This is a genomic window from Polaribacter sargassicola, assembly GCF_021991835.1.
Lineage (GTDB): Bacteria > Bacteroidota > Bacteroidia > Flavobacteriales > Flavobacteriaceae > Polaribacter > Polaribacter sargassicola.
Genome location: NZ_JAHDAU010000006.1, coordinates 40,208 through 54,765 on the forward strand (window position 1 = coordinate 40,208; position 14,558 = coordinate 54,765).

Consider the following 14,558-nt stretch of genomic DNA (forward strand, 5'->3'; position numbering starts at 1 on the left):
CGCTAATTTTCTTTGTCAGTAATTATTTATTAAATTAGTTACTTAAACCACGCAAAAAATCATATATAAACGTTGGTTAGAAGTGGTATCCAAGGGTTAAAATAGTTTTGAATTAAATACAAAAAAAATAAAAGTTATAAAGGCAGAAATCCAAAATTAGGTAAAAGAAATTAACATCAAGAAAAAATCATTTGAAACAAAAATAATGATTTTGAAAATAAAAAAATACATCAGAAGTAAATAACTAATGAATGCTAAAGAAATTGTAAAGAACATAATTATTGATGGAATAAATCAATCGAAGGAATTAATTTGGAAAAGATTATTATTACCAAATTTTGATGTTGAAAATCCGAAAAATAATTTTTTGATTTTTAACACTCCAGAAGATTATAAAAAATATGTTTTAAAACAACTTTTTCATGAAAATGAGTATTATGAAAGAGAATATTATTTCTCAAACAGACTATTGAATGAAGTTGAATATAATAACGTATTTTTTTCAAATCATTTTAAAAATTATGTCGTTGATTATTTAGATTACGAGAAACACTGGAAAATTAGCCATAATAAGATAAATAAAATTGAAAACTATAGAAATATCATCTTAGATCTGATAAATTCTAAATTATTATCTAATACTAACTTTAGTGCATTAAAATTACCTTTAAAACTAAAAGAAAAAATATGGTCACACCATAGTAATTTATATGAATCATACAAAATAATATGGTTAAAATCTCAAACATTAGAAGGTAAAGAGAGTATTTTATATGAATTTGAGCGATGGTGGTTTTATGAATTACATGGAAATTTTAGTCTGAAAAATATTCTTAATATTCGCGAAAGGGCTTTAGATTTAGAATTAAATTATATTGAAAAATGGAAACAATTAATAGATATTCAAGATAAAGAATATCAAGAATGGATAAGTAATAGAAAAATATATCTAAAAAATCAGAAGGTTAGGAAAAAAGAAATTGATCATTTAAAACAAAGCTATCTCCAGGGAAATTCAGACACTATCATTTCGTTATGTAAAAAGGTATTAGAAATATCTGAATATAATTTTAAATTTGATAAAGATTTAGAAATTGATTTTATTTCTAGTACTAATCTTTTATTAGTTGAATATGTTCTTCCAAATTTAGATCACATTCCCAGAATTAAAGAGGTAAAATATTTGAAAACAAAAAAAGAATTCAAGAATATAGAATTACCCAAAAGAGAACTTTTTGAAATTTTTGATGAAACTACCTATAGTATTGTTCTTCGTTCTATTTACGAAATATTTATAAATGATTTAAATTGCTTAATTGATGCTGTAAACTTTAATGGTTGGATAAAGTCAATAAATAAAGCGACTGGTTTAAATGAAAATACTTGCATTATTTCTATTCAAGTTAAGCGTAGTGATTTCATGGAAATTGAGTTAAAAAATATTGAACCTAAAGCCTGTTTTAAATTTTTCAAAGGTATAGGAAGTGCAAAGTTATATAGTATAACAGCTATTCCACCAATACTACACATTCAAAAAGATGATAAAAGATTTGTTGATTCAAAAAATATTGATTTTGATGATACTACAAATCTTGCTCTAATGAATTGGGAAGATTTTGAACATTTAATCCGAGAATTATTTGAAAAAGAATTTTATGACATTAGAGGTCAAGTAAAAGTTACACAAGCTAGTAGAGATGGAGGTGTAGATGCAATTGTATTTGACCCTGACCCAATAAGAGGTGGAAAAATTGTTATTCAAGCCAAAAGATACACTAATACTGTTGGAGTAGCTGCAGTTCGTGATTTATATGGAACAGTAATGAATGAAGGAGCCAATAAAGGTATATTGGTTACAACTTCAGACTATGGTCCAGATTCATATGAATTTGCTAAAGGGAAACCTTTAACTTTACTTAATGGTGGTAACTTACTACACTTATTAGAAAAGCACGGAACAAAAGCAAGGATTAATATAAAAGAAGCTAAAAAAATATTGAATGATTCAATAAATTGAGAAAACAAAAAACTACAACCAACACTGGTAATCCTTGCACAAGCCCATAATAAATAGTATAACTATAAATAAAGACCGCCTTTAGAGGCGGTTTCTATTTTTATATACTTAAAATTGGGGTCCTTTAAAGGCCTAAAAAGCATGTTTATAACCTTGTAAAAGGTATTTTTCAGACTAAAATAAGGCGTATGTACTCCTGTTCTACTTTTAGTACGTTTTTCTATAAATGTAGGTATTCCATGGTTTTGATTTGTAATCTTTGCGCTATAATTATCACTTAAAAATTCCCCCTTTTATACCTTTAAAATTACATTTATATGGCATTCGAGCGGAGTCAAGAACTTATTACTATTGCTTCTCGACTCCGCTCGAAGACCACTACTCGACATACTTTAACTTTGATTAATTTTTATTTTACTTCTAATAAACAAACTTCTAATACCAAAAGTACTTTATCCTAACAGCCTCCGTACGCAGTAAATCACGCAACCTGATGCAGTAGCACATGCAACCTGACGCAGTAGCACATGCGTCCGTATGCAACTTATAAAAGTACTGTATCTTTTGGCACAAACATACTATACTTTTAGTACAAAGTTAGTATACTTTTATACAAACAATAAAGACTTTTTTATAAATATTGTAGTATTTTGATGTAAAAATACTAGTATTATTAGATAAAAGTACTAGTATATTTGTGTAAAACTTGTAGTATATTTGACAAAGACTTAAAAATAATGGTTTTTGCCTTGTTTTACACTTCCTAACCAAATATACAAAAAATGGCTTTACAATACAGAATTACCAAAAGAAATAACAGTATACAAAACAACACGCCTCAATATATTATACAGGCCATTAGCAAGGGTACTATAGACCTAGAAAAATTGAGTGCCGATATTAGTAACGAATGTAGTTTGCATCAAGTAGATGTACAAGCAGTTCTTATTGCATTAGGTATAAAAATGAATTTTTATTTAAAAGATGGTTATGCTATAGACATGGGCGATGTAGGTAAATTTAAAATGGGCTTGCAAAGTATGGCTGCCCCAACACCAGAGGAATTGTCTCCTAAAAAAAATATTAAAAAATTTACCATCAATTTTCAGCCTTCTCGTAAATTAAAGCAAATGTTAAAAGCAGGGGTTAAAGTATATAAAGAAGGGAGTAGGTATTTATAGATTTCTAACATTGCTATTTACTACGCTAACGGTGTTGTATATAAGTAACGGATTTTTATGAACTAATGATTCGGTTTTTACCTGACTCTTATTGTATGCGATCCCTTTTGTTTAAGCATTTAAACTGCTATTTTTTATATCCGTTATTAGCCTTCGTTTTTTTTAATCCTAACCTATATGAAATAAAATCACAGCGTTTGCCGCTTATAAAGGTTTAAATTCAATAGTACCTCTATAATTTTTAATTTAGATAAAAACATAGCTTAGAAATAGTTATTTCCAAAATCTCCACCAAGGATTTCTATGATTTTTTTCTTTTTTCTTTTGATTATTGTTCAGATGGTGTAAAAGGTCTCCTATTGTTCTCTTTTTTTTATGATCATCTATAAAATCAACATTTAAAACATCACCTATCTCCCATTCTAAATCTCCCTTTAAAATCTCAGAGTGCATTAAATAATTTGGCCCAAAAACATCAAAAAAGTCTCTGTATGTATAATTATTTCCCTCTTTTAGAATGTGGTTCAGTGAAATGTCTAAAAATTGATTTCCTGCAGGAGCAAACGCATTTAAGGGTTTTATTATTAAATCATTTGAATTTGCTGCTAAGAATTTCTCTTTATCTACATTTCTAATATCTAATCCTTCCCGACACGCAAATTTTAATAAGAACAACATATCAATATCGGTTTCTGGTGTCATTAATTCTTCAGCGTCTTTAAAACTGAGTTTCTCTAAAATTTTATTTTTTAACTCTAAAAATGTAAACATATGCTTTTGTTTTAATGAAGGCTAACTACTTTTAATCAATATAGATTGTAATTATTACAATGCTAATAATAAGAAAATTGAATACCGCCTTTTTTTATTATGATAAATTAGAATTTTTCCCTTTTACATTTTCAAAAAAAGCATGAAAAATCTTAAAATCCAATTCCATGTTTTCTGTTGGATAATAAGGTTCAGATATTTTTACTTTCTTATTTTCAAAATCTAAAGTTGCCATTACAATGGGTACGTTAGCGCCTTTTGCAATGTAATAAAAACCCGTTTTCCACTTTTCTACTTTTTTACGCGTACCTTCTGGAGAAATACCTAATCTAAACTCTTTTTTAGCATTAAAAACCTTAATAACAGCATCTACTGTATTGTTACTTTTAGATCTATCTATTGGCGTACCACCTAATGCTTTAAAGAAAAAGCCAAAAGGTCCTTTAAATAAAGATGCTTTACCTACAAAATGAATCATAGTACCAGAAGCTAGCCTAGATAATATGGCTATCGGAAAATCTACCCAACTTGTATGAGGAGCTGCAATAACAATATATTTTAAAGGTGTTTTAGGGAAATCGTTTTCTAACTTCCATCCCATAATTGTAAATAATATAAATCTTGCAATTCCTTTCATTGTCTGTTTTAAAAGTGATAAATTTAAGTACTTAATTTGATATGATGAACGATTTGATTATTTACTTCTTAACAGCACTGATTTTTAGTTTTATAGGATTCTTTATAGGGAAAATTTTAACCAAATTAAAGATAGAAAAAGAAAAAACGGCTTTAGAATTTGAAGTAAATCAGCAAAAAGAGGCTATTAAAAATACAGAAATTACTATTGATGATTTACAAAGCGAATTAAGATACATTCAAAAAGAAAAAGAAAATCTAATTTCTGATAGAAGTAAACTAGAAACCCAACTAAATAATACTCAAGAAAAACTAGAAGAAAACAAAAATGAGGTAGCCAAACTACAAGAAAAATTCACCAAAGAATTCGAGAATTTAGCTAACAAAATTTTAGATGAAAAATCAAATAAATTCACGCAACAGAATCAAGAAAATCTAAAAATAATTTTAAACCCACTACAAGAAAAAATAAAAGTTTTTGAAGATAAAGTAGATAAAACCCATAAAGAAAGTATTGATTATCATGCCGCTTTACGTCAGCAAATTTTAGGTTTAAAAGAGCTAAATATGCAAATGAGCAAAGAAACTTTAAACCTTACAAAAGCCTTAAAAGGCGATAATAAAACACAAGGAAATTGGGGCGAATTGGTATTAGAAAGAGTTTTAGAAAAATCTGGTTTAGAAAAAGATAGAGAGTATTTTGTACAACAAAGCTTTACCAATGATGAAGGCAAAAGAGTATTGCCCGATGTTGTGATTCATTTACCTGATCATAAAAAAATGATTGTAGACTCTAAGGTTTCTTTAACTGCTTATGAACAATTTGTAAACGAAGAAGATGAAACTTTAAAAAACGAGTTTTTAAAAGCACACATCAACTCTTTAAAAAGACATGTAGATCAATTATCAGAAAAAAAATACGAAGACATTTATAAAATAGAATCACCCGACTTTGTACTTCTTTTTATTCCTATAGAACCCGCTTTTGCAATTGCTATAAATGCAGACAATCATTTATACAATAAAGCTTTCGAAAAAAATATTGTTATTGTTACACCTACTACGCTACTAGCAACATTGCGTACTATAGACTCTATGTGGAATAATGAAAAACAACAAAGAAATGCTATAGAAATTGCCAGACAAGCCGGTGCTTTATATGATAAGTTTGATGGTTTCTTAAAAGATTTAATAGGGATTGGTAAACGTATAGACGAAAGTAAAAAAGAGTACTCTAACGCCATGAACAAACTTTTTGAAGGTAGAGGAAACTTAATTGTAAGTGTAGAAAAATTAAAGAAAATGGGCGCTAAGGCTAAAAAATCACTTCCTAATAACATTATTGAAAAAGCCAAACAATAGGCTAATTATCTTTTGAGTTAACATCTGCTTTGATGCAGTTAACACACCTCTTTTTTATATCCTAATTTTGTCTTGTAACACAATATCAACCGATTGTAAAAACAGGCAAAAAATCACTTGCTTCCTAATGATTACTTAAATACTTATGAATTGTTAAGGTAATATCGTTTTTATCAAAAATAAAATTGTTGATATCTAAAAAAATAAGATATGTCAGAAAAAAATAAAAGAGTAAGTGCAGAAAATACTACTAAAGGAAATTCTAATGATGAACACGAAAGAGGTTTACATCCTTTAAAAGGAACTGTTTTAAAAGGATACAAAGATAAAAATAGTAGTAAAGAAAGATTAGAAGGAGAACACAAAGACAAGTTAGAAAATCAGGTTCATAGCGCTACAGAAGAGCCAGATAATGAAGTTGCAGATAAAATACAAAACACATAAAAAAAACATACTTATCAGCTAATTAGACATAAGTATTGATAATTAAACTAGAATATTAACTTAAATTTTTAAAATTATGAACAAGGACACAAACGAAGGACAATGGAAACAGATTAAAGGTGAATTTAAAGAAACCTACGGAGAAATCATGAATGATAAATCTGCTGAAGTTGAAGGTAAAAAAGATCAATTAATTGGAAAAATCCAAGAAAAATACGGAAAGACTAAAGATGAAATTACTGAAGAAATCAAAAATTGGTAATATTATTTATTTCCATTTTAAAAGTATCAAAAAAAACACTTTTTTTTGATACTTTTTTTATGCTTTAATTTTTTAATTTATCAACTAATCTACCCACTGTTAAACCTTGCACAATAATAGAAAACACTACTACTACATAAGTTATTGTTAAAAATAAATCTCTATGCATGGTGTCTGATAAACCTAAAGCCAATGCTATAGAAATACCACCTCTTAAGCCACCCCAAGTCATAATTAAATTTGTTTTTGGTACAAAGTCTAATTTCCTTTCAAATATTTTAATCGGTAAAAACAAAGAAATATATCTACAACATAAGACTATTGGTATTGTTATAAGACCTGCAACTATATACTTAACTTTAAAAACCAAGACCAACATTTCCATACCAATTAAAACAAATAAAATTGCATTTAAAAGAATGTCTAAAAGTTCCCAAAATTTATCTACATATTTTTCTGTAATTTCAGACATAGATGAAGCTCTTACCCTATCATTACCAACAATAAGACCCGCAGTAACCATTGCTAAAGGCGCTGATAAATGTAATTTTTGAGCAATAACTGTTCCGCTCATAACTGCTGCAAGCGTAATAATAACTTCTATATGGTAATCATTAATTGATTTTAAAACTTTGTATGTAATCCATCCTAAAAGTAGCCCTAAAGTAACACCACCAAGCACTTCTTGCCCAAATAACTTAAATACATCTAATATGCTTGTGTTTTCTATGCCTGAATTTGCCATTCTAAAAATGGTTAAAAAAACAACAACTCCTACTCCATCATTAAATAAAGATTCTCCAACAATTTTAGTTTCTAATTTTTTAGGAACACCCGCTTTTTTTAAAATACCTAATACCGCAATAGGATCTGTTGGCGATATTAATGCACCAAACAATAAACAGTAAATAAAATCGATATTAAAATTTAAAAGTTTAAGTATTAAAAATACCAAACCACCTACTAAAAAAGTGGATGTTAAAACACCTAATGTAGAAAAGAGTAAAATGGGGCTTCTTTGAATTTTTAATTGCTTAAAATTAGTATGTAAAGCTCCTGCAAATAATAAAAAGCTTAACATTTCATCCAGCAGAAATGTTTTAAAATCGATACTTTTAATTATAAATTTTTCTACATCTAATAAAGTATCATCAACATAACTTAGCATTAAAACTGCCAAAGTAAAAATGATGGTTATAATCATTAATCCAATGGTGTTTGGCAACTTTAAAAAACGGACATTAATGTATCCAAAAATGGCTGAAAGAAAAATTAACGCAGTAGCTATAAAATAAGTATCCATCTAAAATTTTATTAAATATATAAAAAAAACCATCAAGAATAACTTGATGGTTTTTTTAATTTTATAATCTATTTTTTTACATTACAAATAATCTTCTAGAGCTCATCATATCAGAAACTTTTTCTGCTATCGCTTCTAAAGCAACCTCATTAGCTGCATTTGTAATAGCCTCGTCTATAAGACTAACAACTGTAACCATGTCTTCTTCTAATAAACCACGAGTTGTAATTGCAGCAGTACCTACACGGATTCCTGAAGTTACAAATGGAGATTTATCATCAAACGGAACCATGTTTTTATTTACAGTAATATCTGCTTTACCTAAAGCAATTTCTGCATCTTTACCAGAAATATTTTTATTACGTAAATCTATTAACATACAGTGGTTATCTGTACCACCAGAAATAATATTATATCCTTTTGCTACAAACTCTTTTGCCATTGCAGCTGCATTTTCTTTAACCTGAATTTGGTATTCTAAAAACTCATCTGTTAAAGCCTCACCAAAAGCAACCGCTTTTGCTGCAATAACATGCTCTAAAGGCCCACCTTGGTTTCCTGGAAAAACAGCCGAGTTAATTAATGTAGACATCTTTTTTGGTTTTCCATTTTTTAAAGTTTCTCCAAAAGGATTGTCAAAATCTTTACCAATCATAATCATACCACCTCTTGGCCCACGTAAAGTTTTGTGAGTTGTAGTAGTTACAATATGGCAATGAGGTATTGGGTCATTTAAAATACCTTTCGCAATTAAACCTGCAGGATGAGAAATATCTGCCATTAAAATAGCTCCTACAGAATCTGCAATCTCTCTAAATTTTTCAAAATCAATATCTCTAGAATATGCAGATGCACCTGCTATAATTAATTTTGGTTTGTGTTCGTTTGCTTGAGATTCTAAATGATCGTAATCTATTCTACCCGTTTCTTTATCTACTCCATAAAAAACAGGATTATACAATTTCCCAGAAAAATTAACAGGAGAACCATGAGTTAAATGCCCACCATGAGATAAATCAAACCCTAAAACCGTATCACCAGGTTTTAAACAAGCTGCATAAACAGCTGTATTTGCTTGAGAACCTGAGTGAGGTTGAACATTTACATATTCTGCACCAAATAATTCTTTAGCTCTGTCGATTGCAATTTGCTCTATTACATCAACTACTTCGCAACCTCCATAATATCTCTTACCCGGATATCCTTCTGCATATTTATTGGTTAAAATAGAACCTTGAGCCTTCATTACTTCATCACTCACAAAATTTTCTGAAGCGATTAACTCTAAACCATTTAACTGTCTTTCTTTTTCTTCCTGAATAAGATCAAAAATTTGATTATCTAATTGCATTATTGTGTTGTTTTTAAATAATTTTCAAAAATAATAAAAACATGTTTCTTAAGTACATGTTTTAATAATATTTTATTAATTTTTACAAATATTATAATTATCAGAATAAATTAACCTTAAAATTATTTTTTTCGTTCTTTTTTTATTTTATAAATGAAAAAAAAATGTGTAGGTTTGAAAAATAATAAATAGTGTAGTATGATTATAACAGCAAATAACCCTAATAGAAAATCTTGGTTAAAAGTAGCAGAAGATTCAGATTTTCCAATTCAAAATATTCCTTTTGGTGTATTTATAACTAGAGATGATATTATTACAATAGGTAGTAGAATTGGTAACTTTGCAATAGACTTAGGCGCTTTTCATCAACTTGGTTATTTTAAAGGCATTCCTTTAACAGAAGATATTTTTTTACAAGACAATTTAAATGATTTTATTGCAGACGGCCGTAAAACTTGGCGTTTAGTAAGAAATAGAATTGCAGAAATTTTTGATGTTACCAACGGTAGCTTAAGAGATAACCCAAATCATAAAGATAAAATTATCTTTAGAATGGATGAAGTAGAAATGTTATTACCAGTTGCTGTTGGTGATTTTACAGATTTTTCTACAAGTAGAAAACATGCTACAAACTTGGTTTCTTTGTTTAATGGACCTAATGAAACTTTGTCTCCTAATTGGTTACAAATGCCAGTTGGTTACCATGGTAGAAGTTCTTCTATTGTACCTTCTGGAACAAAAATTAGAAGACCTTATGGACAAACAAAACCTAACGAAGGAAGTGTAACCCCTAATTTTGGGCCAACAGAACTATTAGATTTTGAACTAGAAATGGCTTTTATTACTACGGATGCGAATGTTTTAGGTGATAGAATACCTATTGAAGAAACGGAAGAAAATATCTTTGGATTGGTACAATTAAACGATTGGTCTGCAAAAGATATTCAATCTTGGGAGAAAATACCTTTAGGGCCATTTATAGGTAAAAACTTTGCTTCTACGATATCTCCTTGGATAGTAACTTTAGATGCTTTAGAGCCGTTTAGAGTAGAAAACCCTAATAAAACTGAAAAAACCTTACCTTATTTAAAACAACATAAAAAGGGAAGTTATGATATTAATTTACAAGTAGCAATAAAACCAGAAAAAGGAGAAGAAACAGTAGTTGCTAAATCTAACTTTAAATATATCTACTGGACGATGGCACAACAACTAGCGCATCATACTGTAAATGGATGTCCTGTTGAGTCTGGTGATTTAATGGGTTCTGGTACAATTTCTGGGCCAACAGATGATAGTTGTGGTTCTATGCTAGAATTAACATGGAACGGAAAAAATCCTATAAAATTAAAAGACGGTACAGAACGTAAATTTATAAATGATAATGATACCGTAATTATGCGTGCTCATTGTAAAAATGATAAAGTTCGTATTGGTTTTGGTGAATGCGTTGGTAAAATACTACCTGCAAAATAATGATTACCAAAGACTTACTTTATTTTAAATAAAGTTATTATTTAATAAAACTACCAGATTATTTAATAAAATTTATCTGGTAGTTTTTTTTATACCATAAGTTCTTTTTAAAAATTATTGCTTTTAAAAATAATATTACGCAACCTATTACAAATTTTTACATCTATTAAAAAAACAATAGTTATGAAGCTGTTATTTAAGTTTAAAATACTTGTAAGTCTGTTTATAGTATTCATCAATTTTTCTTGTAATAATAAAGATGTACCAGATGGAATTTGGAGTGATAATATTAAATTATCTGCTAAAGATGTTACACTTTCTAGCAATACCGATTCTATTATTATTAATACAGAAGGAGAATGGTGGTGGATTGACGAAATTACTTGGAATGGAAATTTAGTTACTTTTGATGAAATTGATACGAGTTCTAAAGATTTTATAATAGAAGAAACCGAATTTAGTATAGAAAGAAAAAACGCTACTGAAATTCATATTAAAATGACTGAAAATGAAACTAATTCTGAAAAAATATTGTTTATCGGTTTACAAGCAGGAAATTATTTTGACAGTATAATTGTTACTCAATCAGCACCTTAAAAACCTTTACTTGATAAATAAATTTAATTTTGATAAGAATTAATACTAAAAAATGATTAATAAAAAAGCTTGGATTTCTCCAAGCTTTTTTTGTTAATCTTCTAATCCTTCAATATCTAAATCTTCGTTTTCATCAAAAGAATCTTCATCTTCTGCATAATCTTCCATTGTTTGTTCTAAACGATCAGATATTTTTACTAAATAGTCTGTATCATCTGTTTTTACTTCTACAGCTTTTATCGTTTCTCCTTTTGCATTTTTAAAAGAAATAATATCTTCATAATCATATCCGTCAGGATATTTTTCTACCAATAAATCTAAAATATCTTTTGTTAATTTTGCGTATTCTACTATTACCCTTTTCATTATAATAAATTTACATTAAGTTTTACAAGTAATTTTTAAATTTAAAAAAAATAAAATTAAATAAAACTTCTATCTGATTACATTTCTAATAAATAAGCAAAAATTAATGGAGCAACAATGGTAGCATCACTTTCTATGATAAATTTTGGAGTATTAATATCTAATTTACCCCAAGTAATTTTTTCATTTGGTACAGCTCCAGAATATGAACCATAACTAGTTGTAGAGTCCGAAATCTGACAAAAATAACTCCAAAATGGTGTGTCAGTTCTTTCCATATCTTGATACAACATAGGCACAACACAGATAGGAAAATCTCCTGCAATCCCTCCTCCTATTTGAAAGAAACCAATTCCGTTTTCAGAATTATCTGTATACCAATCTGCTAAAAAAGTCATGTATTCGATACCAGATTTCATTGTAGAAGCCTTTAATTCTCCTTTTAAAACATAAGAAGCAAAAATATTACCCATTGTAGAATCTTCCCACCCAGGACAAATAATTGGTAAGTTTTTTTCTGCTGCTGCATACATCCAAGAATCTTTTAAATCAATCTCATAATATTCTTCTAACACACCAGAAAGTAATAATTTATACATGTATTCATGTGGTAAATAACGCTCTCCTTTTGCCTCTGCATCTTTCCATATTTTTACAATATGTTCTTGTATTCTTCTAAAAGCTTCTTCTTCTGGTATACAAGTATCTGTTACACGGTTTAACCCTTTTTCTAACAAATCCCACTCTTCTTGTGGTGTTAAATCTCTATAATTTGGTACACGTTTGTAATGAGAATGTGCTACCAAATTCATAATATCTTCTTCTAAGTTTGCGCCTGTACAAGAAACAATTTGCACCTTGTCTTGGCGAATCATTTCTGCAAAAATCTTTCCTAATTCTGCTGTACTCATTGCTCCTGCTAAAGAAACTAGCATTTTAGAGCCTTTATTTAATTGTGCTTCATACCCTTTTGCTGCATCAACTAAAGCAGCTGCATTAAAGTGTAAAAAGTATTTTTCTATAAAATTTGTAATCGGTTTATTCATTTTTTTATTTTTTGTGAAAACTGAGTTTAAATGTTCTCGATACAATTCGGCCAAAAAGCAGAATCACTCGAACTGACAGCATGTATTATTCATCTTTATTTTACCACTATCTCATCGAGTAAAATTTCTTTTTCAGAAATTTTATATCGAGATGTTTATCATTTTATTTTGATAATTAACACCAACTTTTCGTAATCTCTTTTTTAATTATTTTTTTAAAGTTTTTTAACTTCGAAGATGTCTTTTCTTCTGTCTTTTAAATTGCGCACACTACCAAATTGATTTAAATCTTTTAATAAATCTAGATCTACATCAGCAATTAAAATCATTTCTGTATTGGTGGTTGCTTCTGCTTTAATTCCGTTTGCAGGAAACGAAAAATCGCAAGGCGTAAACACCATAGATTGCGCATATTGAATATCCATATTATTAACTTTTGGTAAATTACCAACACTACCCGCAATAGCAACGTAACACTCGTTTTCTATAGCTCTAGCTTGTGCACAATGACGTACTCTAGAGTAACCATTTTGTGTATCTGTTAAAAACGGAATAAATAAAATATCCATACCTTCTTCTGCCAAAATTCTACTTAGTTCTGGAAACTCTGAATCATAACAAATTAACACACCTATTTTACCACAGTCTGTATCAAAGGTTTTTAGCTCGTTACCACCTTGCATTCCCCAAACTTTTGCTTCATCTGGTGTAACATGTAACTTTTCGTAACGATCTGTTGTACCATCTCTTTTACAGATATAACCCACATTGTACAATAAACCATTTTTAATTTCTGGCATACTACCAGTAATTATATTAATGTTATATGTAATTGCCAATTCAGAAAATTTTTGCACAATTATAGGCGTATATTTAGCCAATTCTCTAATAGCTTCCGATTCTGGTAAATGATTATTATCTGCCATTAAAGGAGCATTAAAAAACTCTGGAAACAAAGCAAAATCTGCCCTGTAAGCAGAAACTGCATCTACAAAATATTCTGCTTGTTGCATCAATTCTTCTAAATCTTTATACAAACGCATTTGCCACTGAATTAAACCTAAACGCACTACTTTTTTCTTTGTAGCTGCTTTTTTAGACTTTTTTTCGTAGTAAATATTATCCCATTCTAACAAAACTGCAAATTCGCCAGAATTTTCATCTCCTTCTAAATATCCTTTTAAAATTTTAGAAGGATGAAAATCATTAGATATTTGAAAATTTAAAACCGGATCGTGAATTTCTTTACGTTTTACCTTTTCTATATATTCTTTTGGAGATAATGTTGTTGCATGTTTATGGTAATTAGGTATTCTACCACCAAAAGCAATGCCTCTTAAATTTTGCTTTTCTACCAACTCTTTTCTGTAATCATACAACCTTCTACCTAAGCGTAAACCTCTGTATTCCGATTTTATAAAAACATCAATTCCGTATAAAACATCTCCATTATTATCATGCGTATCAAAAGTATAATTACCCGTAATATCTTTATACGTATGCTGATCGTTAAAGCTATCATAATCTAATTTAATAGACAATGCACAACCTGCTAACTCTCCATTTATTTTAATAACTACCTGGCCTTCTGGAAACTTTTTAATTAATGTTTTAATATGACTTTCTTTCCAATAAGCATCTGGCATACTAGAATATGCCTGAATCATAGCAGCTTTTAACTCTTTATAATCGTTTAAAGTTAAAAACTGCAATTCTATATTCTCTATATTTTTAATCATTTTAAAA

The 14,558-nt window shown here is 28.7% G+C and carries 14 protein-coding genes; 7 read left to right on the plus strand and 7 right to left on the minus strand.

Annotation, left to right across the window (positions count from 1 at the left end):
* Positions 1-247 precede the first annotated feature (247 nt).
* Together KI686_RS10760 and KI686_RS10765 are read left to right on the plus strand one after the other, a co-directional pair.
* Positions 248-2,017: a restriction endonuclease gene (locus tag KI686_RS10760; RefSeq protein WP_237589294.1), complete on the plus strand. Its 1,770-nt coding sequence runs from the start codon at positions 248-250 to the stop codon at positions 2,015-2,017.
* A gap of 782 nt (positions 2,018-2,799) precedes the next feature.
* Complete coding sequence (locus KI686_RS10765; RefSeq protein ID WP_237589295.1) at positions 2,800-3,198, plus strand: HU family DNA-binding protein; 399 nt, start codon at positions 2,800-2,802, stop codon at positions 3,196-3,198.
* Between the two features lie 273 nt (positions 3,199-3,471).
* Here KI686_RS10765 and KI686_RS10770 read toward each other — a convergent pair whose 3' ends face one another.
* Together KI686_RS10770 and KI686_RS10775 are read right to left on the minus strand one after the other, a co-directional pair.
* Entirely contained in the window at positions 3,472-3,969 is a 498-nt protein-coding gene (locus KI686_RS10770) for a hypothetical protein (protein WP_237589296.1), read from the minus strand.
* Between the two features lie 97 nt (positions 3,970-4,066).
* Positions 4,067-4,606 carry a 1-acyl-sn-glycerol-3-phosphate acyltransferase gene (locus tag KI686_RS10775; protein WP_237589297.1) on the minus strand — a complete coding sequence of 180 codons (540 nt, stop codon included), beginning with the start codon at positions 4,604-4,606 and terminating at the stop codon, positions 4,067-4,069.
* Positions 4,607-4,650: 44 nt separating this feature from the next.
* Here KI686_RS10775 and KI686_RS10780 point away from each other — a divergent pair, with 44 nt between their 5' ends.
* From KI686_RS10780 to KI686_RS10790, 3 genes are all read left to right on the plus strand, one after another.
* Positions 4,651-5,967 carry a DNA recombination protein RmuC gene (locus KI686_RS10780; RefSeq protein WP_237589298.1) on the plus strand — a complete coding sequence of 439 codons (1,317 nt, stop codon included), beginning with the start codon at positions 4,651-4,653 and terminating at the stop codon, positions 5,965-5,967.
* A 210-nt stretch (positions 5,968-6,177) separates the two neighbouring features.
* Entirely contained in the window at positions 6,178-6,411 is a 234-nt protein-coding gene (locus tag KI686_RS10785; RefSeq protein WP_237589299.1) for a hypothetical protein, read from the plus strand.
* A gap of 76 nt (positions 6,412-6,487) precedes the next feature.
* A complete protein-coding gene (locus KI686_RS10790; protein WP_237589300.1) occupies positions 6,488-6,673 on the plus strand; it encodes a CsbD family protein in 186 nt (61 codons plus the stop codon).
* A 64-nt stretch (positions 6,674-6,737) separates the two neighbouring features.
* On the opposite strand, the gene KI686_RS10795 is transcribed toward KI686_RS10790, so the two are convergent.
* Together KI686_RS10795 and glyA are read right to left on the minus strand one after the other, a co-directional pair.
* Positions 6,738-7,976 carry a cation:proton antiporter gene (locus KI686_RS10795; protein ID WP_237589301.1) on the minus strand — a complete coding sequence of 413 codons (1,239 nt, stop codon included), beginning with the start codon at positions 7,974-7,976 and terminating at the stop codon, positions 6,738-6,740.
* A gap of 76 nt (positions 7,977-8,052) precedes the next feature.
* Positions 8,053-9,327, minus strand: a complete 1,275-nt coding sequence (glyA, locus tag KI686_RS10800; protein WP_237589302.1) for a serine hydroxymethyltransferase — start codon at positions 9,325-9,327, stop codon at positions 8,053-8,055.
* A 198-nt stretch (positions 9,328-9,525) separates the two neighbouring features.
* Here glyA and fahA point away from each other — a divergent pair, with 198 nt between their 5' ends.
* Complete coding sequence (gene fahA, locus KI686_RS10805) at positions 9,526-10,803, plus strand: fumarylacetoacetase (protein WP_237589303.1); 1,278 nt, start codon at positions 9,526-9,528, stop codon at positions 10,801-10,803.
* Positions 10,804-10,986: 183 nt separating this feature from the next.
* Complete coding sequence (locus KI686_RS10810) at positions 10,987-11,400, plus strand: hypothetical protein (protein WP_237589304.1); 414 nt, start codon at positions 10,987-10,989, stop codon at positions 11,398-11,400.
* Positions 11,401-11,493: 93 nt separating this feature from the next.
* On the opposite strand, the gene KI686_RS10815 is transcribed toward KI686_RS10810, so the two are convergent.
* The 3 genes from KI686_RS10815 to KI686_RS10825 all read right to left on the minus strand — a co-directional run bounded on the left by KI686_RS10815 (position 11,494) and on the right by KI686_RS10825 (position 14,551).
* Positions 11,494-11,766: a hypothetical protein gene (locus KI686_RS10815; RefSeq protein WP_237589305.1), complete on the minus strand. Its 273-nt coding sequence runs from the start codon at positions 11,764-11,766 to the stop codon at positions 11,494-11,496.
* Between the two features lie 77 nt (positions 11,767-11,843).
* Positions 11,844-12,812, minus strand: a complete 969-nt coding sequence (locus KI686_RS10820) for a deoxyhypusine synthase family protein (RefSeq protein ID WP_237589306.1) — start codon at positions 12,810-12,812, stop codon at positions 11,844-11,846.
* Positions 12,813-13,027: 215 nt separating this feature from the next.
* Positions 13,028-14,551: a carbon-nitrogen hydrolase family protein gene (locus KI686_RS10825; protein ID WP_237589307.1), complete on the minus strand. Its 1,524-nt coding sequence runs from the start codon at positions 14,549-14,551 to the stop codon at positions 13,028-13,030.
* Positions 14,552-14,558 lie beyond the last annotated feature (7 nt).